The organism is Streptomyces sp. SID14515, from assembly GCF_010548505.1.
Lineage (GTDB): Bacteria > Actinomycetota > Actinomycetes > Streptomycetales > Streptomycetaceae > Streptomyces > Streptomyces caviscabies.
In genome coordinates this window covers 99,400-122,793 of sequence record NZ_JAAGMH010000136.1, presented here as the reverse complement: position 1 = coordinate 122,793, position 23,394 = coordinate 99,400, and the positions used below count along the sequence as shown (strand labels likewise).

Annotated in this window: 17 protein-coding genes; 2 read left to right on the top strand and 15 right to left on the bottom strand. The window is 71.7% G+C overall.

Annotated features, from left to right (window positions below):
• Window positions 1–57 precede the first annotated feature (57 nt).
• The 12 genes from G3I54_RS33140 to G3I54_RS33085 all read right to left on the bottom strand — a co-directional run bounded on the left by G3I54_RS33140 (window position 58) and on the right by G3I54_RS33085 (window position 16,882).
• The gene (locus tag G3I54_RS33140) at window positions 58–624 is read right to left on the bottom strand and encodes a GNAT family N-acetyltransferase (RefSeq protein WP_164620201.1); all 567 of its coding nucleotides are present in this window, start codon (window positions 622–624) and stop codon (window positions 58–60) included.
• A gap of 47 nt (window positions 625–671) precedes the next feature.
• Window positions 672–1,517 (bottom strand): GNAT family N-acetyltransferase, encoded by an 846-nt coding sequence (locus G3I54_RS33135; RefSeq protein ID WP_073774648.1) that lies wholly within the window; start codon window positions 1,515–1,517, stop codon window positions 672–674.
• A 164-nt stretch (window positions 1,518–1,681) separates the two neighbouring features.
• Window positions 1,682–2,839 (bottom strand): flavodoxin-dependent (E)-4-hydroxy-3-methylbut-2-enyl-diphosphate synthase, encoded by a 1,158-nt coding sequence (gene ispG, locus G3I54_RS33130; protein WP_030629615.1) that lies wholly within the window; start codon window positions 2,837–2,839, stop codon window positions 1,682–1,684.
• Between the two features lie 172 nt (window positions 2,840–3,011).
• A complete protein-coding gene (locus G3I54_RS33125) occupies window positions 3,012–4,322 on the bottom strand; it encodes a site-2 protease family protein (protein WP_164620199.1) in 1,311 nt (436 codons plus the stop codon).
• Window positions 4,319–5,572, bottom strand: coding sequence for a 1-deoxy-D-xylulose-5-phosphate reductoisomerase (dxr, locus tag G3I54_RS33120; protein WP_164620197.1), 1,254 nt, complete (start codon window positions 5,570–5,572; stop codon window positions 4,319–4,321). Before dxr ends, G3I54_RS33125 begins: the two co-directional genes overlap by 4 nt.
• Window positions 5,573–5,643: 71 nt before the next feature.
• The gene (gene aroA, locus G3I54_RS33115) at window positions 5,644–6,885 is read right to left on the bottom strand and encodes a 3-phosphoshikimate 1-carboxyvinyltransferase (protein WP_164620195.1); all 1,242 of its coding nucleotides are present in this window, start codon (window positions 6,883–6,885) and stop codon (window positions 5,644–5,646) included.
• An 85-nt stretch (window positions 6,886–6,970) separates the two neighbouring features.
• Window positions 6,971–8,926, bottom strand: a complete 1,956-nt coding sequence (locus tag G3I54_RS33110; protein ID WP_164620193.1) for an acyl-CoA dehydrogenase family protein — start codon at window positions 8,924–8,926, stop codon at window positions 6,971–6,973.
• A 245-nt stretch (window positions 8,927–9,171) separates the two neighbouring features.
• Window positions 9,172–10,617, bottom strand: coding sequence for an aldehyde dehydrogenase family protein (locus G3I54_RS33105; protein ID WP_164620191.1), 1,446 nt, complete (start codon window positions 10,615–10,617; stop codon window positions 9,172–9,174).
• 111 nt (window positions 10,618–10,728) lie between these two features.
• Window positions 10,729–11,961, bottom strand: a complete 1,233-nt coding sequence (locus tag G3I54_RS33100) for an MFS transporter (protein ID WP_164620189.1) — start codon at window positions 11,959–11,961, stop codon at window positions 10,729–10,731.
• Between the two features lie 111 nt (window positions 11,962–12,072).
• Window positions 12,073–12,669 (bottom strand): TetR/AcrR family transcriptional regulator, encoded by a 597-nt coding sequence (locus tag G3I54_RS33095; RefSeq protein ID WP_164620187.1) that lies wholly within the window; start codon window positions 12,667–12,669, stop codon window positions 12,073–12,075.
• A gap of 55 nt (window positions 12,670–12,724) precedes the next feature.
• Window positions 12,725–14,299: a PucR family transcriptional regulator gene (locus G3I54_RS33090; protein ID WP_164620185.1), complete on the bottom strand. Its 1,575-nt coding sequence runs from the start codon at window positions 14,297–14,299 to the stop codon at window positions 12,725–12,727.
• Window positions 14,300–14,482: 183 nt separating this feature from the next.
• Window positions 14,483–16,882, bottom strand: coding sequence for an ATP/GTP-binding protein (locus G3I54_RS33085; RefSeq protein ID WP_164620183.1), 2,400 nt, complete (start codon window positions 16,880–16,882; stop codon window positions 14,483–14,485).
• 249 nt (window positions 16,883–17,131) lie between these two features.
• Between G3I54_RS33085 and gabT the strand changes: the two genes are divergently transcribed.
• Window positions 17,132–18,472, top strand: coding sequence for a 4-aminobutyrate--2-oxoglutarate transaminase (gene gabT / locus G3I54_RS33080; protein ID WP_164620181.1), 1,341 nt, complete (start codon window positions 17,132–17,134; stop codon window positions 18,470–18,472).
• Window positions 18,473–18,631: 159 nt separating this feature from the next.
• Window positions 18,632–19,477, top strand: coding sequence for a phosphatase PAP2 family protein (locus tag G3I54_RS33075; protein ID WP_164620179.1), 846 nt, complete (start codon window positions 18,632–18,634; stop codon window positions 19,475–19,477).
• On the opposite strand, the gene G3I54_RS33070 is transcribed toward G3I54_RS33075, so the two are convergent.
• From G3I54_RS33070 to G3I54_RS33060, 3 genes are all read right to left on the bottom strand, one after another.
• On the bottom strand, window positions 19,443–21,269 hold the full coding sequence (locus G3I54_RS33070) for a glycoside hydrolase family 18 protein (RefSeq protein ID WP_164620177.1): 1,827 nt from the start codon (window positions 21,267–21,269) through the stop codon (window positions 19,443–19,445). The genes G3I54_RS33075 and G3I54_RS33070 overlap by 35 nt on opposite strands.
• A 90-nt stretch (window positions 21,270–21,359) precedes the next feature.
• Window positions 21,360–21,833 carry a hypothetical protein gene (locus G3I54_RS33065; protein WP_164620175.1) on the bottom strand — a complete coding sequence of 158 codons (474 nt, stop codon included), beginning with the start codon at window positions 21,831–21,833 and terminating at the stop codon, window positions 21,360–21,362.
• A gap of 137 nt (window positions 21,834–21,970) precedes the next feature.
• Window positions 21,971–23,386, bottom strand: a complete 1,416-nt coding sequence (locus tag G3I54_RS33060) for an FAD-binding oxidoreductase (protein WP_164620172.1) — start codon at window positions 23,384–23,386, stop codon at window positions 21,971–21,973.
• Window positions 23,387–23,394 lie beyond the last annotated feature (8 nt).

The following is a 23,394-nucleotide window of genomic DNA, read 5'->3' as shown; positions in this document are numbered from 1 at the left end:
CTCGCGAAAGTGGTGAGCCCGAGGTTAACCGGGCGGCGCGGGCGGGCGGTAATCCATTCAGCTCGGGCGCAGCAGCGGCAGGGGCGCGCCCATGACCGCGTACGGCTGCGGGGCGCTCGGGAAGACGACCTGGCGGGCCAGGTCGCGGTAGCCCAGCGAGCGGTACAGCGTGCGGGCCGGGCTGTCCTTGTCGATCGCCGAGAGGATCGACCGGGGGTGGCCGACGGCGTCGGTGATGGCGGTGATCAGGGTGCGGCCGATGCCGTGCTGCTGGTGGTCCGGGTGGACGTGGAGTTCGGTGATGACGAAGGAGTCGTCGAGCCAGCCGTCGGAGCCGGTGGCCCGCAGATAGGGCTCGACGACGGTGGACCACCACTGGGCGCGGTCGTTGGGCAGCCCGTAGACGAAGCCGACGAGCCGCCCGTCGGGCGCGAGGGCGCCGAGCGCGCGGGCGTGGGGGTGTTCCAGGTGCCTGAGGACGATGTGGCGGCGTACGTCGATCTCGTCCTGGCTCAGTCCGAAGGCGGCCGCCTGGACGTGCAGGGCTTCGTCGACGCGGGCGGCCAGGTCGACGGGGCCGATCTCGACGTCGGGTGCTGCGGGGCCTTCTCCGGGGGCTGCCATGCCGGAACCCTACTGGCCGGGGCGGACGCCCGGGTAAGCGTGGCGGCTCAGAACAGGACGCTCATGAACGCGCCGACCTCGCGGAAGCCGACGCGGCGGTAGGCCTTGCGGGCGGGGGTGTTGTAGTCGTTCACGTACAGGCTGACGACGGGGGCGACGTCGGCCAGGGCGTAGCGCAGGACGGCGGCCATGCCCGTTTCGGAGAGGCCCTTGCCGCGGTGTTCGGGGGCGACCCAGACGCCCTGGATCTGGCAGGCCTGGGAGGTGGCCGCGCCGATCTCCGCCTTGAAGACGACCTTGCCGTCGTCGATGCGGGCGAAGGAGCGGCCGGTGCCGATGAGTTCGGCGACGCGGGCCTGGTAGAGGAGGCCGCCGTCGCCGGCGAGCGGGGAGATGCCGACCTCCTCGGTGAACATCGCCACGCAGGCCGGCATCAGGATCTCGGTCTCGTCCTTGCGGATGCGGCGGACGAGCGGGTCGGGCGTGACGTCGGCGGAGAGGCTCTCGGTGACCATGAGGGGCTGGTTGCCGCGGACCTCGCGGGCGGGGCCCCAGCTGGGTTCGAGGAGCCGCCACAGCTGGGTGGTGGGTTCGGCGGGGCCGACGATGGAGGAGCAGCGGCGGCCTGCCCGGCGGGCCCGGTCGGCGAAGGCGCGCACGGCCTCGGGGCCGGCGCAGATGGGGACGAGGTTGGCGCCGGAGTAGCACAGGGAGCGGAGCCTGCCGTCGGCGTACCAGCCCCACATCTCGCCGCCGAGGCGCCACGGGTCGAGTCCCGCGACCTGCACGCGGGACGTCACAAAGGCGTTGGCCACGGGCTCGCTCTCCAGGATGGCGAGCGCGGCGCCGAGGTCGCTGGGTTCGAGGACCCGGGTGGTGGTCTGCGTCAACACGAGGGGGCCTCACCATGCGGTCTGCTGATTTCCGCACTGTACCCAACACGGCCCTCGAACGCCGCTCGAGTCCGGGAGCCCGCTTTCCTGGACGGGCCCCGGTACGCCGCCGCCCCGCCGGGCACGGGGCCGGGCGGGGCGGTGAAGATGTGGAAAGGGGCTGGTCAGGCGCCGATGGAGACCTGGGGCTCGCCGGACGCGATGCCGTCCTTCTCCATCTGCTCGGCGATCTTCATGGCCTCTTCGATGAGGGTCTCGACGATCTTCGACTCGGGGACGGTCTTGATGACCTCGCCCTTCACGAAGATCTGGCCCTTGCCGTTGCCGGAGGCGACGCCGAGGTCGGCCTCGCGGGCCTCGCCGGGGCCGTTGACGACACAGCCCATGACGGCGACGCGGAGCGGGACCTCCATGCCCTCCAGTCCGGCGCTGACCTGGTCGGCGAGCTTGTAGACGTCGACCTGGGCGCGGCCGCAGGACGGGCAGGAGACGATCTCCAGGCGGCGCTGCTTGAGGTTCAGCGCCTCCAGAATCTGGAGTCCGACCTTGACCTCCTCGGCCGGCGGGGCCGAGAGCGAGACGCGGATGGTGTCGCCGATGCCCTCGGAGAGCAGGGCGCCGAAGGCGACGGCCGACTTGATGGTGCCCTGGAACGCCGGTCCGGCCTCGGTGACGCCGAGGTGCAGCGGGTAGTCGCTCTGGGCGGCGAGCTGGCGGTAGGCGTTGACCATGACGACCGGGTCGTTGTGCTTGACCGAGATCTTGATGTCGCCGAAGCCGTGCTCCTCGAAGAGCGACGCCTCCCAGAGGGCCGACTCGACGAGCGCCTCGGGGGTGGCCTTGCCGTACTTCTTCAACAGCCGCGCGTCCAGGGAGCCGGCGTTGACGCCGATCCGGATCGGGGTGCGGGTCTCGGAGGCCGCCTTCGCGATCTCCTTGACCTTGTCGTCGAACTGCTTGATGTTGCCCGGGTTCACCCGGACCGCCGCGCAGCCCGCGTCGATCGCGGCGAAGACGTACTTCGGCTGGAAGTGGATGTCGGCGATCACCGGGATCTGCGACTTCCGGGCGATCGTGGCGAGGGCGTCGGCGTCGTCCTGCGTCGGGCACGCGACCCGGACGATCTGGCAGCCGGACGCCGTCAGCTCGGCGATCTGCTGGAGCGTCGCGCCGATGTCCGACGTACGTGTCGTCGTCATCGACTGCACGGATACGGGTGCGTCGCCGCCGACCGCGACCGTGCCGACCTGGATCTGTCGGCTGACCCTTCGGTCGGCGAGCTTGGTCGGAACGGCCGGCATTCCGAGAGAAATCGCAGTCATGCGCTGTGCATCCCCAAGGTGTGGATCAAGGTCCCGAGATCGGCGGGCTCCAGCCTTCGAGGTTACGGCACCGGAGCCGGGACGGCCGCACCGTGTCGACATGTCCACCCATTGGTGAGCGGCCGGACACAACGCGTGTGCCCGGCCGCAACCCGTGGGACGGAAGGGACGATCAGGTGATCTTGACGGGGTTCACGATGTCGGCCACCAGGACCAGCAGCGTGAAGCAGATGAAGAGTCCGGCGACCACATAGGCGACCGGCATCAGCCGGGCCACGTCGAACGGGCCCGGGTCGGGGCGCCGGAAGACCTTGGCCAGATTGCGCCGCAGCGACTCCCAGAGCGCGCCCGCGATGTGCCCGCCGTCGAGCGGGAGCAGCGGGAGCATGTTGAACAGGAACAGCGAGAGGTTGAAGCCCGCGAGCAGGAACAGCATCATCGCGACCTGGTTCTGCGCCGGGATGTCGAGGTTCATCACCTCGCCGCCGATCCGGGCCGCGCCCACCACGCCGACCGGCGAGTCGTCGGCGCGTTCACCGTCGCTGAAGGCGGCGTCCCACAGGGCCGGGATCTTGCCGGGCAGGGCGATGATCGAGTCGACGCCGTTCTCGATCATGTCGCCCATGCGGACGACGGAATCGCCGAAGCCGAGCGGCACGATCTCGGTCTTCGCGGCGAAGCCGAGGTAGCCCGCCTTGACGAACTTCTTCGGGATGACCTCGCCGTTGCTGTCCTTCTCGGCGACGTCGTTCTTGAGCAGGACGGCGTTGAGGGTCACTTCCTTGCCGTCGCGTTCGACGACGATGGCGGCGGGGCCGACCGTCTCGCGGATGCGGTCCGAGAGCGTCGCCCAGTCGTCGACCTTCGTCCCGGCGAAGGCGACGATCTTGTCGCCCTCCTGGAGCCCGGCGGCCTTGGCCGGCGAGACGTCGTCGGTGGGCTTGCACTTCTGGCGGTTCTCGCTCTGCGCGATCACGCACTGCTGGACGCCGCCGACCTCGGTGGTCTGGGTCTGGAAGCCGAAGGTCATCGCGACGCCCATGAAGATGGCGACCGCGAGGATCAGGTTCATGAAGGGGCCGGCGAACATCACGATGACGCGCTTCCACGGCTTGCGCGTGTAGAAGAGCCGCTTCTCGTCGCCCGGCTCCAGCTCCTCGAAGGCGGCGGAGCGGGCGTCCTCGATCATGCCGCGCCACGGGGAGGTGGAGCGGGCTTCGAGGCGGCCGTCGGGTCCGGGCGGGAACATCCCGATCATGCGGATGTAGCCGCCGGCCGGGATGGCCTTGATGCCGTACTCCGTGTCGCCCTTCTTCTTCGACCAGATCGTCGGGCCGAAGCCGACCATGTACTGCGGCACCCGGATGCCGAACATCTTGGCCGTGGAGAGGTGGCCCAGCTCGTGCCAGGCGATGGAGAAGAGCAGGCCCACGACGAAGACGGCGATCCCCAGGACCGTCAGCAGGACCGAGGTCAGACTCATGCGCGCGCCTCCGCTGTCGCTTTCGCCGAGAGTTCCCGGGCCCGTGAGCGGGCCCAGGTTTCCGCTTCGAGGACGTCCGCGACGCTGAGCGAGGTTCCCGGGGCGGGGGTGCCGTGTTCGGACACCACAGCGGTGACCGTATCCATGATTCCGTTGAAGGGCAGCTGTCCGGCGAGGAAGGCGTCGACGCATTCCTCGTTCGCCGCGTTGAAAACGGCCGGCGCGGTGCCGCCGAGCGTGCCGACGTGCCGGGCGAGACCGACCGACGGGAAGGCCTCGGTGTCCAGCGGGAAGAACTCCCAGCTGGAGGCCTTCGACCAGTCGAAGGCGGGGGCCGCGTCCGGGACCCGCTGGGGCCAGCCGAGACCGATGGCGATGGGGCCGCCCATGTCCGGCGGGGTGGCCTGGGCGAGCGTGGAGCCGTCGCTGAACTCGACCATGGAGTGCACGTAGGACTGCGGGTGGACCACGACCTCGATCCGGTCGAACGGGACGTCGTAGAGGAGGTGCGCCTCGATGACCTCCAGTCCCTTGTTGACCAGGGTCGCGGAGTTGATGGTGATCACCGGGCCCATCGCCCAGGTCGGGTGGGCGAGTGCCTGCTCCCGGGTGACGTCGGCCAGTTCCGCGCGCGTACGGCCCCGGAAGGGTCCGCCGGACGCGGTGACGACGAGCTTGCGGACATCGGCGCGGGTGCCGGCGGCCAGCGCCTGGAAGAGCGCGGCGTGCTCGGAGTCGACCGGGATGATCTGGCCGGGGGCGGCGAGCGCCTTCACCAGCGGGCCGCCGACGATCAGCGACTCCTTGTTGGCGAGGGCGAGCGTGCGGCCGGCCTTCAGCGCGGCCAGGGTCGGGGCGAGCCCGATGGAGCCGGTGATGCCGTTGAGCACGGTGTGGCAGGCGCTTCCGGCGAGGGTGGTGGCCGCGTCGGGTCCGGCCAGGATCTCGGGGAGCGGCTCCCCGGCCCCGTACTGTTCCCGCAGCGCCTCGCGCAGGGCGGGGACCGCGTCCTCGGCGGCGACGGCGACCGTGTTCACGCGCAGTCGGCGGGCCTGCTCGGCCAGCAGCGCGACCCGGCCGCCTGCGGCCGAGAGCGCCGTGACCCGGAAGCGGTCGGGGTTGCGCAGGACCAGGTCGATGGCCTGGGTGCCGATGGACCCGGTGGAGCCGAGGATCACGAGATCCCGGCGGCCGTCCGCGGCGTCGAAGATGAGATGCGGATCGGCGAGGGGGGCGGGGCTGTCGCTCATGCCCCCATTGTTGCCGCTCCGGCTGTGCGTGGGGACAGCGCGTCCCGTGCGGGTCGCGCCGCCTCCTCCGGTCAGCGCGCCACAAGGCCGTCCGCGAAGTCCTGGAAGACCTCGTGGAAGCGCGGGAACGTCTTGCGTACGCAGCCGGGGTCGTCGTACGTCAGACCCGGTGTGCGCAGTCCGGCGACGGCGAAGGACATCACGATGCGGTGGTCGCCGTGGGTGGCGATCCCGGTGGGCTTCGGCGTGCCGGGGTGGATCTCGATCCAGTCGGGCCCGGTGTGCACGGTGACGCCCATGGCGCGCAGGTTCTCGGCGCACGCCTCCAGCCGGTCGCACTCCTTGACCCGGGTGTTGGCGACGTCCTCGATCCGTACGGGCCCGTCCGCGTACGGCGCGATGGCGGCGAGGGTCGGCATGGTGTCGGAGATGTCGCGCATGTTGACGGTGAGGCCGCGCAGCCGGCCGGTGGAGCGGACGATGGTGGCGTCGGCGCCCACCGCCACCTCGGCGCCCATGTCCCGCAGGACGTCGACGAAGCGCAGATCGCCCTGGAGCGCGCCGGTGCCGAGGCCGGGGACGGTGACCTCGCGGCCGGTGAGGGCTGCGGCGGCGAAGAAGTAGCTCGCGGTGGAGGCGTCGGGCTCGACGGCGTAGGCGGTGGCCCGGTAGCCGCCGGGAGGCACGGTGAAGGTGTTCCCCTCCCGCTCCACCCGCACGCCGAAGTCGCGCATCATCGCGAGGGTGATCTCGACGTACGGCGCGGAGACCAGCTCGCCGACCTCGATGCGCAGACCCTTCGCGGTGAGCGGTCCGAGCATCAGCAGCGCGGTGAGGTACTGGGAGGACTCCCCCGCGTCCAGGTCGATCTCGCCGCCCTCGATCCCGGCGGCGCGCACCGTCAGCGGATGGTGCCCTTCCGCTTCTCCGTGGCGCAGGTCGACGCCGAGGGCGGTGAGGGCCCGGGTGAGCGGGGCGAGGGGGCGGCGGCGCATCTGGGCGGAGGCGTCGAAGCGGTACGTGCCGGAGGCGGCGGCCGCGACGAGGGTGGGCAGGAAGCGGGCGGTGGTCGCGCCGTCGCGGCAGTAGACGTCGGCCTCGGGGGCGGCGGGCCCGGCCGGGCGGCCCTCGACATGCCAGCGGTCGGCCTCCTGCGTGACCGCGTACCCGAGGCTCTTCAGCCCTTCGGCGAAGCCCTCGGTGTCGTCCGAACGCAGCGGCCGCAGGAGGGTGGTGGTGCCGTCCGCGGCGGCGGCCAGGAAGAGGGCGCGGGCGGTGACGGACTTGGAGCCGGGGATGTCGATGACGGTCACGGCCCTCATCCTGCCCTGCGGCGGGTGGGGCGTACGGGGTGCGTCCGGTGCGTGGACGCGGTGGACGCACCCCGTAGGACAGCCCCTAACGCACCGGCCGGTGCCGGTTCTCCTGGACGGAGGGTCCGGGGGTGGCGTCCGCGATCCAGGGGCCTTCGCCGCTGGGGTCGACGACGCCCTCCTCCAGCCAGGTGTACGTACCCGACAGCACGCCGTCGACGACGCGCCGGTCGAGGTCGTCGGTGTTGGACCACAGGCGGCCGAACAACTCCTCCACCCGGATGCGGGACTGCCGGCAGAAGGCGTCGGCGAGCTGGTACGCCTCCCGCCCGTGCTCCCCCGCACTGCGCAGGTGCTCGGCGCGGACGCAGGCGGCGCTCATCGCGAAGAGTTCCGCGCCGATGTCGACGATCCGGCCGAGGAAGCCCTGCTTGGTCTCCATCCGGCCCTGCCAGCGGGACATGGCGTAGAAGGTCGACCGGGCGAGCTTGCGCGAGGACCGCTCGACGAACCGGAGGTGGCCGGAGAGGTCGCGGTGCCCGGCCGGGTGGAACTCACCGTACGTACGCGGGAGTTGCCCGGCGCCCGTCACCAGCTGAGGCAGCCAGCGGGCGTAGAACCCGGCCGCGTTGGCGCCCGCCCTGGCCTTGTCGGCGAGCGGCTTGTCGGGGTCGATGATGTCGCCCGCGACCTTGAGGTGGGCGTCGACGGCCTCGCGGGCGATCAGCAGGTGCATGATCTCGGTGGAGCCCTCGAAGATCCGGTTGATGCGCATGTCGCGGAGCATCTGCTCGGCCGGTACGGCCCGCTCCCCGCGCGCGGCCAGCGACTCGGCGGTCTCGAATCCGCGCCCGCCGCGGATCTGGACCAGTTCGTCGGCGATCAGCCAGCCCATCTCGGAGCCGTACAGCTTGGCGAGGGCGGCCTCGATACGGATGTCGTTGCGGTCCTCGTCGGCCATCTGCGAGGAGAGGTCGACGATGGCCTCCAGGGCGAAGGTGGTGGCCGCGATGAACGAGATCTTCGTACCGACCGCCTCGTGCTTGGCGACCGGCCGGCCCCACTGCTCGCGTACGGCGGACCATTCGCGGGCGATTTTCAGGGACCACTTGCCCACGCCCACGCACATCGCGGGCAGCGAGAGGCGGCCGGTGTTGAGGGTGGTCAGGGCGATCTTCAGCCCGGCCCCCTCGGGCCCGATCCGGCAGGCGCCGGGGACCCGGACCCGGTGGAAGCGGGTGACGCCGTTCTCGATGCCGCGCAGGCCCATGAAGGCGTTGCGGTGCTCCACGGTGACGCCCGGTGCGTCGGCCTCGACGACGAACGCGGTGATGCCGCCGGGATGCCCCTCGGAGGCGGGCACCCGGGCCATGACCACGAGCAGATCGGCGACGACCCCGTTGGTGGTCCAGAGCTTCACCCCGTCCAGGACGTAGTCCGGCCCGTCGGGCACCGCGGAGGTGGCGAGGCGGGCCGGGTCGGAGCCGACGTCCGGTTCGGTCAGCAGGAAGGCGGAGATGTCGGTGGTGGCCAGCCGGGGCAGGAAGACATCCTTCTGCTCCTGGGTGCCGAAGATCTTCAGGGGCTGCGGTACGCCGATCGACTGATGCGCGGAGAGCAGCGCGCCGATCGCGGGGCTGGCGGAGCCGACGAGGGCGAGCGCCTTGTTGTAGTACACCTGGGTGAGTCCGAGCCCGCCGTACTTGGTCTCGATCTTCATCCCGAGCGCGCCGAGCTCCTTGAGCCCGCTGATCACCTCGTCGGGGATCCTCGCCTCGCGCTCGATCCGCGCACTGTCGATGTGTGCCTCGCAGAACGCCCGCAGCCGCGCCAGGAACTCCTCGCCGCGCCGGATGTCGTCGGGCGGCGGCAGGGGGTGCGGGTGGATCAGGTCGAGCCGGAAGCGCCCGAGGAACAGCTCCTTGGCGAAGCTGGGCTTGCGCCAGTCCTGCTCCCGGGCGGCCTCGGCGACCCGCCGCGCTTCGCGTTCGGTCACCTTGGGGGCCTTGGGCACCTGGGGGGTGTTGTGTGGTGCGGACATGAGGGACCTCACCTCGCCGCGCGTCACCGGACGGATGGGCACCTGGACCTGGACGCGCGGACTGCTAGTCGCTGCTTACTGGTCCGTATGTAACCCGTGTACCCGTGGTTCGGCACCCGCACCAGCCCCCGCGCACGAACACGCGGACGGCCCGAACCCCCGCACAGTGGGTTCGGGCCGTCCGTTTCGCGCCCCCGCCCGCACCCGCTGTCCAGGCGGGGGCGCGGGCGGGGTCGTCCGGGGTGTTACAGGGCGAGGCCTGTGAGGACCAGGACGCGCTCGTAGGTGTAGTCGTCCATGGCGTAGCGGACGCCCTCGCGGCCGACGCCGGACTGCTTCGCGCCGCCGTACGGCATCTGGTCGGCGCGGTACGAGGGGACGTCGCCGATGATCACGCCGCCGACCTCCAGGGCGCGGTGGGCGCGGAAGGCGGTCTGGAGGTCGTGGGTGAAGACGCCGGCCTGGAGGCCGTACTTGGAGGAGTTGACGGCGGCGAACGCCTCGGCCTCGCCGTCGACCTTCTGGAGCGACATGACCGGGCCGAAGACCTCTTCGCAGGAGAGCTTCACGTCGTCGGGGAGGCCGGCCAGGACCGTCGGGGCGTAGGTGGCGCCGTCGCGCTTGCCGCCGGTGAGGAGTTCCGCGCCGCCCTGGACGGCCTCGTCGACCCAGGACTCGACGCGCTTGGCCGCGTCCTCGCTGACGAGCGGGCCGACGTCGGTCGTGGCGTCGGCCGGGTCGCCGGTGACCAGGGCCTCGACGGCGGCGACGATCTTCGGGACCAGTCGGTCGTAGACCGAGGCGTCGGCGATGACGCGCTGCACCGAGATGCAGGACTGGCCGCCCTGGTAGTTGGAGAAGGTGGCGATCCGGGTGGCGGCCCAGTCGAGGTCCGCGTCCGAGGCGTAGTCGCCGAGGACGACCGCCGCGCCGTTGCCGCCGAGCTCCAGGGTGCAGTGCTTGCGGGGCACCGACTCCATGATCGCGTAGCCGACCGGGCCGGAGCCAGTGAAGGAGATGACCGGCAGCCGCTCGTCCTGGACCAGGGCGGGCATCTTGTCGTTCGGGACCGTCAGGACGGACCAGGAGCCGGCCGGGAGGTCGGTCTCGGCCAGCAGCTCGCCCAGGATGAGGGAGGAGATCGGGGTGGCCGGGGCCGGCTTCAGGATGATCGGCGCGCCGACGGCGATGGCCGGGGCCACCTTGTGGGCGCTGAGGTTGAGGGGGAAATTGAAAGGCGCGATGCCGAGGACGGCCCCGCGCGGGAAGCGGCGGACCAGCCCGAGGCGGCCGGTGCCGCCGAGGTCGGTGTCGAGCCGCTGGGCCTCTCCGCCGTTGAAGCGGCGGGCCTCCTCGGCGGCGAACCGGAACACGGACACGGCCCGGCCGACCTCGCCGCGCGCCCACTTGATCGGCTTGCCGTTCTCCGCCGAGATCAGCTGGGCGATCTCCTCGGTGCGCTCCGTCAGCCGCCGTACGACGTGGTCGAGGGCCGCGGCCCGGACATGCGCCGGGGTGGCGGCGAACTCGTCGCGTACGGCGTGGGCGGCGGCGACGGCCTCCTCGACCTGGGCGTCGGTCGGCACGCTGACGGTGCCGACGAGGCGTCCGTCGTACGGGTTGGTGACGTCGAAGCTGTCGGCACCGGTGGCCCGGCGGCCGGCCACCCAGAAGGCGTGGGGCGAAGTCATGGAGGTTCCGGCCCTTCGGAGGTCGTGAGGATGCGGTGAGGAGGTGGTCACGTACGTCGTGGGCGCCCGGAAGGCTCCCCTCTGTGGTCCCACGGTAGGGCGGGGAGGCGCTCAGGGCGTTTGTCCGGCGTGGAGCGGAGCGGGTGCCGGGTGCTCCGAATTGGCGGAGGGGCCGCCCGGTCCGGCCTCTCCGGGCCTCCCCGGCTTCTCCGTACGCCGCAGCAGATCCGGTACGAGGGTGAGCAGGCCGGTCACCGCGAGGCCCGCGCCGAGCCAGAGCGGGGCCCGCAGGCCGAAGCGGTCGAGGCCCAGGCCGCCCAGTGCGGAGCCGAGGACCACGCCGAGGGTGATGAAGGAGCTGTGCACGGTGTTGACGAGCGGGCGGGCGTTGCCGGTCCGCTGCACCCGCGTGACCAGGGCCGGGTTCATGGTGACCCCGACGAGGCCGATGCCCAGCATGCACAGCACCGCCCAGGCCTCGAACCGGGCCAGCAGGGCGAATCCGGCCAGGAACGCGGCGTTCAGGGACAGGCCGCCGAGCAGGACGCGGAGGGTGTGGCGGTCGGCCAGCCGACCGACGACGGTGTTGCCGATGACGGTGGCGGCGCCGTACGCCAGGAGCAGCAGCGGGACCGTGCCCGAGGAGAATCCGGTGACCCGGGTGAGGATCGGGTTGAGGTAGCTGAAGGCGGAGAAGGTCGCGCCGATGACCATCGTGCTGGTCAGCAGGGTGAGCCAGAGCCGGGGTGCGCGGAAGGCGGTCAGCTCGGAGCGGAAGGTGCCGCTGCCCTCCGGCCGGCCCGTCCGGCGTACGCCGATCGCGGTGCACAGGGCGGCGGCGACCGTCAGCGCGGAGATGGCCCAGAACGCGGCTCGCCAGCCGTACCGTTCGCCGGTGAGGGTGGCCAGCGGCAGCCCCAGCAGGGTGCCGAGCATCAGCCCGTTGAGGATGACCGCCACGGCCCGGCCGCGTATCTCGGGGCGGGTGAGCTGGGAGCCGAGCGAGATCGCGACGCCGAAGAAGGCCTGGGACACGACCCCGGTGATGATGCGCGCGACCACCATCGCCGGGTAGCCGGACGCGGTGGCGGCCAGCACGTTGCCGGCCAGGAAGAGCGGGAAGAGGACCATCAGCGCGGTCTTCGGCGGGAGCCGCAGCAGGGCGATGGAGAGCAGCGGGCCGCCGAGCGCCATGGAGAGGGCGAAGACGGTGATCAGGTAGCCGATCTGCGGGACGGTGACGCCGAGGCCTTCGGCCATCTGCGGCATCAGCCCGGCGACGACGAATTCGCTGGTGACCATGGCGAAGATGCCGAAGGCCAGTACGTGGACGGCACGAGGCACGGAGTTCCCCCTGTAGGTGCGTGCGGTACGCGGACGTTGTTTTGTATGGATCGGTTCAAAACTTGGGCATGGGTCGGCCCGCCTTCACACGGCAGGCGGGCGGGGTGACCTTCAGCGGGTCAGGGCGTCCATGGCCGTGTCGGCGACGGCCTGGACCGCGGCGCGGTCGGCTCCGCCCTGGGCGGTGACGCGCATGCCGCCGATGACGGCGTTGACATACCGGGCGAGGGCGTCGGGGCCCCGCGTGGCGGCGATGGAACCGTCGCGCTGCCCGGCGGCGATGACGGCGGACAGGGTCCGCAGCCGGCGGGCGGCGTCGCGGTCCAGGAGCCGAGCGGCCTCGGGGTCGCGGGCCGCCAGCTCCACCGTGCTGTTGACGCCCAGGCAGCCGAGGCTGCGGCCGCCGGGGCGGTGGTCGAACTCATCGGCCACGATCTTGTCGAACAGGGCGCGCACCCGCTCGACGGGCGGGCGGGTGGCGTCCTCCAGCACGGCGTCCTGGGCGTCGGCCATGGTGTCCAGGTAGCGCGCGAGCGAGCGCGAGAACAGCTCGCGCTTGCTGCTGAAGGTGTTGTAGATGCTGCTGCGCCCCAGCCCCGTGGCGGCGCACAGGTCCTGGGTGGAGGTGGCCTCGTAGCCGTACTCCCAGAATGCGCGCATCGCGGCGTCCAGGGCCCGTTCCTCGTCGAACTGTCTCGGTCGGGCCATGGCAGCACTCTAGGGTTTTGGACCGGTCGTTGCAATACCGGTCCGGCGCGGCGGCTCACTCCTCGGCGGGCGTCGCCGCCTCGGTCGTCTTGAGGGCGAGCCACAGCTCCATGCGGACGTCCGGGTCGTCCAGCGAGCGGCCGAGGATCTCCTCCACCCGGCGCATCCGGTAGCGCAGGGTGTGCCGGTGCACGCCCAGGTCGGCGGCGGCGGCGTCCCACTGGCCGTGGCGGGAGAGCCAGGCGCGCAGGGAGGCCACGAGGTCGCCGCGGCCCTTGGCGTCGTGCTCGTACAGCGCGCGGAGCATGCCGTCGGCGAAGGCCCGTACCGCGTCGTCGGCGAGCAGCGGCAGTACGGATCCGGCGGCCAGCTCCTCGTGCTCGACCAGCGCCCTGCCCCGGCGGCGGGCGACGGAGAGGGCCTGTTCGGCCTGCTTGTACGCGGCGGCGACGGCGATCGGGCCGGAGGGCGCGGAGAGCCCCACCACGACGTCGCTGTCCTCGGCGCCGCCCTCGCGCGGGGCGCGGTCGTCCTGGGCCTCGGCGTAGGAGGCGCAGGCGGCGACGGCGGAGCCGCCGTCCGCGGCGAGCACGACGACGCGGTCGCCCTCGGGGACCATCAGCAGCGCCTCGCCGGAGCGGGCGGCGGCGGCCTCCATGGTCTCGGTGAGCAGTTCGGACCCGGCGGGTACGGCCGTCTCGGCGATGAGCAGCCGGAACGGGGCGTCGAGCAGCCCGCCGTAGAGGTCCCCGGCGACGGCCCGCGCGTGGTCGGGCTGCCCGGCGAGCAGCATGCGCAGGACGGCGGCGCCCAGGCGCTGTTCGGCGCCCTGGAGGGAGCGGGAGCGGGCGGTGGTGAGGGTGAGCAGGGCGACGGCGGAGTGCACGGCGTACCGCTCGGCGGTGCCCAGTGCGGCTCCGGTGCCGACGGCGAGCGCGCCGCGGGCCCGGCGGCCGGTGCCCAGCGACTGGAGCTCGACCCGGTCCTCGTTGTCGCCGACGACGACGCTGGCGGGGGCGGGTCTGTCCCGGAGGCGTTCGACGTCGGGGGTGAGGCGGGCGGCGCGGCGGGCGGCCCAGTCCGGGGCGGCGGCGAGGACCGCGCCGGAGGTGTCGTACAGGGCGGCCCAGCCGTCGATGTGGGCGGCGAGCCGGGCGAGGAGATCGGCGGGCCCGTCCCCGGCGAGCGCGGCCCTGGTCAGCTCGCGCTGAGCCTCGAAGCCGGCGGTGACCGCGCGGTACTGGTCGGCGGCGATGGCGGCGGAGACGGCCTTGCTGATGGCGAGGAACGGGGTGCGGCGGGGCACTTCGAGAAGCGGCAACCCGGCCTCCTCGGCGGCGTCCACGAGGGCGGCCGGGATGTCCTCGTAGTTCACCCCGACCCCGAACCCGACCCCGGCGACCCCGGCTCCGGCCAGCCGTCGCACGTACCGCCGCATGGTCTCGGCGTTCTCGGCGTCGAGGTTGGTGGCGGTCACCAGGAGGAGTTCGCCGCCGTCCATGTACGGGACGGGGTCGGCGAGCTCGCTGGCGTGGGCCCACCGCACAGGCGTGCCGAGCCGGTCCGCGCCCGCCCGCACGGTGAGCTTGAGCGCCGAGTGCTGGACGAGCGAGGCGAGCGTGGGGGGCATGGGCGGGGAACCCTCAAGGTCGGGGACGAGGTCACGGCGCCGCCGTACGGACGGCCGGATCCCCGGCCGCGACGGCTCCGCATTGCGCCGTCCCGTATGAACGGCTGTCTCCGATTCTGCCAGGGCGGCAGGGTGCGGGTAACCGCTCTCCGTGGCCCGGCGCGTTACTTCCCGGTAGGCGTCTCAGCCGTCGAGGCGGACGAGGAGAGGGGGTGCGTGCTCGCCCTGGACGGTCGTGAGGGAGAGGACCGCGTGCCCGGCGGGGACGGAGTAGGCCAGCTCCGAGGCCGACCAGCGCTCCCGCTCGACCTGCCGTACGGTCACCGCGTCCGTGGTCACGGCCTTGCCGGTGACGAGCTTGCGCAGGGCGTGCAGGGCGCGGGTGAACGGCTGGTCGGCGAAGACCGTGTGCTGGGCGACCTCGCGGGTCTCGACCCATTCCTTGCCCCAGGCCTCGGCGAACCGCTTGCCTTCCCAGGTGGTGATGCCGGGGAACGTCATCAGGCAGCCGACCGCGCCGAGCAGCGCGGCATGCAGATGCGGCCCCACGTCGTCCAGGGATCGCACCGCCAGGACGGCTCCGGCGTTCAGCTGCCGCAGGCGCTGCAGGGCCCGGACCGAATCGGTGGTCATCGCGCTCGCGGCGTCGTCGAGCACGAGCGCAGCGAACAGCGACGCGTCACGACGCGCACCGACGCTGGACACGAACTGCGCGAAGACCAGCCGGGTGAGAATGCGCGAAGCCTCGGGGTGGCTCCGCTCCGGCAGCACGATCCGGACGCGGACCGGATGCTCCAGGGCTCGCAGCGAGAAGGGCCGTGACCGGCCCCGGGTGTCGAAGAACGCGCTGAAGGCGGGCCGGTCGAGAAAGGCGATGCGGTCCGCGAGCACCCCGCTGAGGTCCGCGGACGTACCCAGTTGGCGCTCGCGCGCGTCGACTTCCCGCAGATAGGAACGGTGCTCCTCCGCGTGGAGGCCCCCGCGGAGCAGGTCCAGTGCCGGACGGCCGCCGTCGAGGAGCTCTCGGAGTTCCGGCAGCGACGGATACCGTCCGCGGGCGGCGTTGAAGGGGCCGATCAATTGGCCCAGAGTGACGGCGGCCCGGCGGCTGTCCACGTCCGGCAGATCACCGGTGAAGGCCTCGGACAGGAGCATCGCGGCCTCGTCGGGGTCGGTGATCCCGCCGTACAGATCGAGGTCGTACACCGAGTCGGCGTCACCGATCTTCACCACGACGTCGTAGGAGTCCTCGGGGCCCAGATCGGCGCCCTGGGCGGCGACGACGACCACGGCCGCCCGCCCGGCCAGCGCCTGAAGGGACAGCGACTCCACCACCGGCCTCACCAGGCGTCGGGTCCGGTCGGAGCCGTGGGGTCCGACGGCCAGGAGCGAGGTGCCGAGCACGGAAGGGTCGAGAGCCGCTCCCGCGCCTCGCCGGGCGGAAGGATTGCGCGGGTGTTCCGCGTAGACGCCCACCTTCACCTGCGCGGTCAGCAGATCGTGGGTGGCAGCGCGGACCGGGAGGTCGCGTTCGCCGGAAGGATGCAGACAGGCCGCCGCCCCCTGCTTCATCACTCCGTCGACGAAAGCTCCGGGAGAAAGGGCGCCCGCCTCCACACGCGACCACGCATGGTCGATCCTCGCGCAGTCGACGTCGTTCAACCGCTCGCCCGCGACCTCGGCAGCCAGCCGGTCGGCGGCTCCGGGCTGCCCCGCCGCCCGCAGCCGCGGCCACCCGGCGGGATCTTCCCTCGGCTCGGGCCCGGTCTCGGTCTCGGGAGGGGCAACGGCGGGGCCGGGCTTCCGGGAGAGCTGCAGCCAGCCGCCCGTCCGGGCGAACGGCCACAGCAGGGCCGTCGCGATCAGTGCGTAGATAGCCACTCCCACCACGGCAGCCACGCCCGGGTCCCCGCGGAGCACGGACACGGGCACCAGCAGGTGAAGGGCCGCGTAGAAGAAGGGGAGCAGGTTCGTCGCCAGGACGATCCACACCACCAGGAGGCCCGTGAGCGCGGCGGCCAGCGCCCGGCCCGGCTGCGGCCGGTCCAGCACGAGCCTTCGGTACAGCGCCGGCCAGTTGCCGAGCCTGCCGCAGAAATAGATCAGGACGGCGGCGAAGAGGCTGTTGTAGACGGCGCTGGCGGTGCGCGCGGGCTGTCCGGGTTCACCGCGCCACCAGTCGGAGGGGGTGAACAGTTTCAGGGGGAGGCGCTGCACCGCGATGTAGTCGGTGCTCCAGACCGCCCACGCGAAGATCCCGCAGACGATCGAGATGAGCGCGCCGACGACCAGAGCGCGGGTGGGCACCTCGTCGGAGCCTCCGGTCGGCCTCGGCCGGTACTCGTACCGCCAGAGGCCCGGCTCCGCGTCCGCGCGATGCGCCCGGAGCCAGTGCCGCACATCGAAGACCGCCGCGGGCGACCGGGGCGGGAGCGGGGGCATCGGCGGCGGAGGCGGCGTGGGACGGGGCACTCGGGCGGCGGCATCGCTCCCGTGGGAATGGCCGAGCCACCGCGTGCCGGCATCGTCCGCACCCTGCCCGCCCTGCTCACGCTGCGGGTCGTACGTGCCCTCGGTGCCCATTGCCACTGCTCCCCTGACGTGCCCAGGCGGTATCTCGGTGCAGTCGCTCAATCTAGTACCCGGATTCAGCGCTTCATGGTCATTCCCGGTTCCCGGACCGCCTCATCCCGCCATCTGTCCGCCAAGGACAAGGACACACCCCCACCACTCCCGATCGGAGCATGCCCGCACCCCTCCCCCGCCCCTAGCCTGCAGAAAGAAAAGCGTCCGCGAAGAACAGCGTCCGAAACACCCCCCCAGGAGCCCCTCATGACCGCAATCCCGCAGGAGCGCCGCGTCGTCACTGCCATCCCCGGCCCGAAGTCGGTCGAGCTGCAGGCTCGCCGTGTCGCGGCCGTCGCCGCAGGTGTGGGCTCCACCCTGCCGGTGTTCACCGCCCGTGCGGGCGGCGGGATCATCGAGGACGTGGACGGCAACCGGCTGATCGACTTCGGGTCCGGGATCGCCGTGACCTCCGTCGGCGCGTCCGCCGAGGCCGTCGTGCGCCGCGCCTCCGCGCAGCTCGCGGACTTCACCCACACCTGTTTCATGGTCACGCCGTACGAGGGGTACGTCGAGGTCTGCGAGCAGCTCGCCGAGCTGACGCCGGGCGACCACGCGAAGAAGTCCGCGCTGTTCAACTCGGGCGCCGAGGCCGTGGAGAACGCGGTGAAGATCGCCCGCGCCTACACCAAGCGCACCGCCGTCGTCGTCTTCGACCACGGCTACCACGGCCGCACGAACCTCACCATGGGCATGACGGCGAAGAACATGCCGTACAAGCAGGGCTTCGGCCCGTTCGCGCCCGAGGTCTACCGTGTCCCGGTCGCCTACGGCTACCGCTGGCTGACCGGTGCCGAGAACGCCGGGGCCGAGGCGTCCGCGCAGGCCATCGACGAGATCACCAAGCAGATCGGCGCGGACAACGTCGCCGCGATCATCATCGAGCCGGTGCTCGGCGAGGGCGGCTTCATCGAGCCCGCCAAGGGCTTCCTCCCGGCGATCGCGCAGTTCGCCAAGGACAACGGCATCGTGTTCGTCGCGGACGAGATCCAGTCCGGCTTCTGCCGTACCGGCCAGTGGTTCGCCTGCGAGGACGAGGGCATCGTCCCGGACCTGATCACCACCGCCAAGGGCATCGCGGGCGGTCTGCCGCTGTCCGCCGTGACCGGCCGCGCCGAGATCATGGACGCCGCGCACGCGGGCGGCTTGGGCGGTACGTACGGCGGGAACCCGGTGGCCTGCGCCGGTGCGCTCGGGGCCATCGAGACGATGCGCGAGCTGGACCTGAACGGGAAGGCCAAGCGGATCGAGGAGGTCATGAAGGGCCGCCTCGCGGAGATGCGGGCGAAGCTCCCGAACGGCGACATCATCGGCGACATCCGCGGCCGCGGCGCGATGATCGCGATCGAGCTCGTGAAGTCCGGCACCAAGGACCCGAACCCGGAGGCGGCCGGCGCGCTCGCGAAGGCCTGCCACGCCGAGGGGCTGCTCGTCCTCACCTGCGGGACGTACGGCAACGTCCTGCGCTTCCTGCCGCCGCTGGTGATCGGCGAGGACCTGCTGAACGAGGGCCTCGACCTGATCGAGCAGGCTTTCGGTCAGCTCTGATCCGTCGAAGATCTCAGCGAACCGGAATGCGGACGGGGCGGTCTTTCGCCGCTTCCGTCCGGCATCCGGGTGAGGGCCTGTGAAGAACGTGTGCGGGGGCGATGGCGGGAGGCGGTGGCGACTGTCCGCCGCCCTTCCGCTGCCGTACGGTTTCTGCAGATGAGAGAAACACCTCGGTCGCGGGACATCGCGGCCGACTCCGGGCCGGGGCTTCCCCAGCGCCGTCCGGGGCGTGCGTTCGCGCACACCGGAGCCTCCGGCTCCGGGACTCCTCACCGATCGGACGGCCGCCCGCCCCACACCCCCCGGGGCGCGCGGCGAACCGATCTCGCCGGCCATCCCGGAACAACCCCCCCTGTTCCCGGGTGGCCGGCCCCCCTCGTTTCCGGATACGTCTCCGGCTTCCTCGGTCTGCTCGCGGTCCTCTTCGCGCTGATCACCTGGCAGGTCGCCGTCGACGGTCCGCTGCTGCGGCTGGACGAGCGGGTGGGCCCGAAGCTCTTCGGGCGGGGCCCGGCCGCGCTGACCCAGGTTCTCTCCGATCTCGGCGGGACGGCGGTGGCGCTTCCCGTGCTGACCGTCGTGATCGCGTACGCCCTGTGGTGCCGCGCCCTGCGGCTCGCCGTGTACGCGGCCCTCACCATGGCGGCGGTGCCCGCGCTGGTGATCCCGCTGAAGGTGGCCACCGCCCGGCAGGGCCCGCTGACCGAGGCGGTCAACTACTACCCGTCCGGTCATACGGCGACGGCCGCCGTGGCGTACGGGGCCTCGGCCCTGGTGCTGCTGGCACTGCCGCGCCCGGCGTGGCTGCGTGAGGCGTCCTGGCCCCGGACGTGGATGATGCCCGTCGCCGCGATCCTGTTGACCACGGCGACGGGCATCGGTCTGGTGCTGCACGGCTACCACTGGCCGCTGGACGTGCTGGCCAGTTGGTGCCTGGGGCCGTTGGTGCTGGCGCCCCTGTGGTGGGTCAGCTGCCGAAGTAGGCGTCGAAGTTCCGGCTGAACTCCCAGTTGTTGAAGCGGTCCCAGTTGATCGACCAGGTCATCAGGCCGCGCAGGTCGGACCAGGTGCCGTGGGTCTGGTAGGAGCCGCAGGAGGTCTTCTTGATCAGGCAGTCGAGCGCCTTGTCGACCTCGGCCGGTGAGGTGTGGCCGTTGCCCGCCTGGGTGGAGGCCGGGAGGCCGATGGCGACCTGGTCGGGGCGCAGGCCCGGGAAGACCCGGCTGGTGTCGCCCGCGACCGGGAAGCCCGCGAGCAGCATGTCGGTCATCGCGATGTGGAAGTCCGCACCGCCCATCGAGTGGTACTGGTTGTCCAGGCCCATGATCGGGCCCGAGTTGTAGTCCTGGACGTGCAGCAGGGTCAGATCGTCGCGCAGGGCGTGGATGACCGGCAGATAGGAACCGGCGCGCGGGTCTTGGCCGCCCCAGGGGCCGGAACCGTAGAACTGGTAGCCGAGCTGGACGAAGAAGGTCTCGGGCGCCATCGTGAGGACGAAGTCCGGGCCGTACTTCGCTTTGAGGGTCTTCACCGCGGAGATCAGGTTGACGATCACCGGTGTGGTGGGGCTGCGGAAGTCGGTGTCGCCGGTGTTCAGCGAGAGCGAGTGGCCCTCGAAGTCGATGTCGAGGCCGTCGAGACCGTAGGTGTCGATGATCTTCGAGACCGAGGTGACGAAGGCGTCCCGGGCGGCGGTGGTGCCGAGCTGCACCTGTCCGTTCTGGCCGCCGATCGAGATCAGCACCTTCTTGCCCGCCGCCTGCTTGGCCTTGATCGCGGCCTTGAACTCCGCCTCGGACTCGACGTTCGGGCACTCGGCGACCGGGCAGAGCGCGAAGCGGATGTCGCCGGAGGTGACGGAGGTGGGCTCGCCGAAGGCGAGGTTGATGACGTCCCAGGAGTCGGGCACGTCCGCCATCCGCGTGTAGCCGGAGCCGTTGGCGAAGCTGGAGTGCAGATAGCCGACGAGCGCCCGGGCCGGGAGCTTGGTGTCGCCGCCTCCGCCGCCGCCTGCCGTGGTGGTCGCCGTGATCGCCGTCGACTTCGCGGACTCGCCGGCCGCGTTGGTGGCGGTGACCTGGAAGCTGTACGCGGTGGAGGGCGTCAGGCCCGTCACGGTGGCGGACGGGCCGGTGGCCGTGGCCACCTTCGTACCGCCGCGGTAGACGTTGTAGCCGCTCGCACCCGATACGGCGTTCCAGGAGAGCGCCACGGACGACGAGGTGAGCGCGGTGGTCTTCAGACCGGCGGGGACGGCCGGGACCACGACGGGCTCGCCGCCGGGGCCGATGAGGGTGAGGTCGTCGACGTAGTGGGCGGGGGTGCCGTACCAGCCGTGGGTGTAGACGCTCACCGAGGTGGTGGAGGGGCCGGTGGTGAAGGTGGTGGTGAGCTGCTTCCACGCGTCGGGTGACTGGGTCCAGGTGGAGACGTCGGTGGTGCCGGTTCCGGACGCGCCGAGGTAGACGTGGCTGCCCTGCACCCAGGCGCTCAGCGTGTACGAGGAGTTGGGCTTGACGGTGATGGTCTGGGAGCACTTGGCGTGGTCGTTGCCGGCCGGGGTCGCCTTGAGCGCGTAGCCGCCGCTGCGCTTGGGCGCGGTGACGGCCGCCCCGCTCTGATTCGCACAGTTCCAGCCGTCCAGGCCTGCCTCGAAGCCGCCGTTGCGCACCAGATCCGCGTCGGCGGCGCCCGCCGCCGGGGCGGAGGCGACCAGCGTGGCGGCTGCGAGCAGGGTGGCCGAGCAGACGGCCAGAAGTCCGGAAAATCTGACGGTTGGTCCGGTGCGTTCCACAACAGCCTCCGCGCAGGGGGAAATTGGGGGTGTGGCGTGCGCACAACATGGTCCAGACCAATCAGGTTGTCAAGACCTCTGGCGGCCGACTCAGCCCTCCGGTCGCTCCTCCCGGGCGTCCCGGGCGGCGGCGCCCGCCGCCTCATGCATCGCGAGTTCGAGGATTCCGGCGTCGGTGAGGGTGCCCGAGCCGTCCGGCGGGACCAGCCAGCGCACTCCCCCGGTGGCCCGCCCCGGATACGGGACGACGATCCAGGTGCCCTGGCCGCAGCCCCTGATCCCGGTGCCGATCCAGCGGGAGACGGTGCCCGGCGGGACGAAGAAGCCCATGCGGGACTCGCCGAAGTCGGCGAGGACGGGGCCCGGTCGGTCGATCAGCCGGGTGAGGACGTCGAGCGTCGGATAGCCGAGATCGCCCGGGAGGATCAGGACGTCCCAGCGCTTGCCGGCGGGCAGGAGCGCGATCCCCTGGGGATTGCGCTCCCACTCCCACCGACAGGCGGCCGGGTCCGGTGCCACCGATGTCAGCCACTCGACCGCGGCCTTCGTTTCCGAGCCAGTCATGACCAGCCTCCCGTTGACGTGAACACCGGCAGGGTTCTGCGGTGCGTACACAGGCGAGAGAGCGGTCGGCGCCGACTATGACGCGGGTTGAGGCTACTAGTTGGTAGTGAGCTGGGTCACAGCTGTGGTGACCTGGGTCAGCTGTCGAAGCCGAGGCCCAGCTTGTCCATGGTCTTCAGCCACAGGTTGCGGTGCCCGCCGTTGCTGTCGGCGCGGGCGAGGGACCGCTTGGTGATCTCGATACCGGCCCAGGCGAAGGGCTCCGGCGGGAAGGGCATCGGCTTGGAGCGGACCATCTCCAGCCGGGTCCGCTCGGTCTCCTCGCCGGAGAGGAGGTCGAGCATCACATCGGCGCCGAAGCGGGTGGAGCCGACGCCGAGCCCGGTGAATCCGGCGGCGTACGCGACCCGCCCCTGGTGCGCCGTTCCGAAGAAAGCCGTGAAGCGGGAACAGGTGTCGATCGCGCCGCCCCAGGCGTGCGAGAAATTCAGTCCGGAAAGCTGCGGAAAACAGTCGAAGAACTGCTCCGCGAGTTTCAGGAACGTCTCCGGGCGCTGATCGAGATCGGCGCTGAGCCGGCCTCCGTACGGATAGATCGCGTCGTATCCGCCCCACAGGATTCGGTTGTCGGCGGAAAGCCGGAAGTAGTGGAATTGGTTGGCGCTGTCGCCGAGCCCCTGGCGGCCCTTCCAGCCGATGGACGCCAGCTGCTCGGGGCTGAGCGGCTCGGTCATCAGCGCGTAGTCGTAGACCGGCACGGTGTACGGCCGGACCCGCTTGACCAGCGACGGGAAGATGTTGGTGCCGAGCGCGACGCGACGGGCGAAGATCCGGCCGTACGGGGTGCGGACCGCCATCCCCGTACCGGAGCGGACGAGGTCCAGACCGCGGGTGTGCTCGTGGATCCGTACGCCGAGCTCCAGGCAGGCCCGCTTCAGGCCCCAGGCGAGCTTCGCCGGGTGCAGCATCGCGACGCCGCGCCGGTCCCAGAGCCCGCCGAGGAAGGTGGGCGAGTCGACCTCGGCGCGCAGGGCCTCACGGTCCAGGAAGTCCACGCCGGTGATGCCGAGCTTCACGATCCCCTCGTGCCATTCCCGCAGCTCTTCGAGCTGGTGGGGCTCGGTGGCGACATCGATCTCGCCGGTCCGCTCGAACTCGCAGTCGATGCCGTAGCGGGCGACGGCGGCCTCGATCGCGTCGAGGTTCCGCTCCCCCAGCTCCTCCAGCTTCGCGATCTCGTCGGGCCAGCGCTCCACGCCGTTGGCCAGGCCGTGGGTGAGGGACGCGGCGCAGAAGCCGCCGTTGCGGCCCGAGGCGGCCCAGCCCACCTCGTGCCCCTCGATGAGGACGACATCGCGGTCCGGGTCGCGCTCCTTGGCGCTGAGCGCGGTCCACAGTCCGCTGTAGCCGCCGCCGATGACCAGCAGGTCGGTGTGCTCGTCGCCGGTGAGGGCCGGGAGCGCATCGGGTTTGGCCGGGTCGTCGAGCCAGTAGGAGACCGGCTTGGCGCCGGCGATCGATTGTGCGGCAGTACGCATGGCAGCTGGGGCCATGGTTTCCA

Excerpts from the sequence above, each read along its gene's own strand:
- G3I54_RS33140 (WP_164620201.1), bottom strand. The coding sequence starts at position 624 with ATGGCAGCCCCCGGAGAAGGCCCCGCAGCACCCGACGTCGAGATCGGC.
- ispG (WP_030629615.1), bottom strand. The coding sequence starts at position 2,839 with ATGACTGCGATTTCTCTCGGAATGCCGGCCGTTCCGACCAAGCTCGCC.
- G3I54_RS33125 (WP_164620199.1), bottom strand. The coding sequence starts at position 4,322 with ATGAGTCTGACCTCGGTCCTGCTGACGGTCCTGGGGATCGCCGTCTTC.
- dxr (WP_164620197.1), bottom strand. The coding sequence starts at position 5,572 with ATGAGCGACAGCCCCGCCCCCCTCGCCGATCCGCATCTCATCTTCGAC.
- G3I54_RS33110 (WP_164620193.1), bottom strand. The coding sequence starts at position 8,926 with ATGTCCGCACCACACAACACCCCCCAGGTGCCCAAGGCCCCCAAGGTG.
- G3I54_RS33105 (WP_164620191.1), bottom strand. The coding sequence starts at position 10,617 with ATGACTTCGCCCCACGCCTTCTGGGTGGCCGGCCGCCGGGCCACCGGT.
- G3I54_RS33095 (WP_164620187.1), bottom strand. The coding sequence starts at position 12,669 with ATGGCCCGACCGAGACAGTTCGACGAGGAACGGGCCCTGGACGCCGCG.
- G3I54_RS33090 (WP_164620185.1), bottom strand. The coding sequence starts at position 14,299 with ATGCCCCCCACGCTCGCCTCGCTCGTCCAGCACTCGGCGCTCAAGCTC.
- G3I54_RS33085 (WP_164620183.1), bottom strand. The coding sequence starts at position 16,882 with ATGGGCACCGAGGGCACGTACGACCCGCAGCGTGAGCAGGGCGGGCAG.
- gabT (WP_164620181.1), top strand. The coding sequence starts at position 17,132 with ATGACCGCAATCCCGCAGGAGCGCCGCGTCGTCACTGCCATCCCCGGC.
- G3I54_RS33075 (WP_164620179.1), top strand. The coding sequence starts at position 18,632 with ATGAGAGAAACACCTCGGTCGCGGGACATCGCGGCCGACTCCGGGCCG.
- G3I54_RS33065 (WP_164620175.1), bottom strand. The coding sequence starts at position 21,833 with ATGACTGGCTCGGAAACGAAGGCCGCGGTCGAGTGGCTGACATCGGTG.
- G3I54_RS33060 (WP_164620172.1), bottom strand. The coding sequence starts at position 23,386 with ATGGCCCCAGCTGCCATGCGTACTGCCGCACAATCGATCGCCGGCGCC.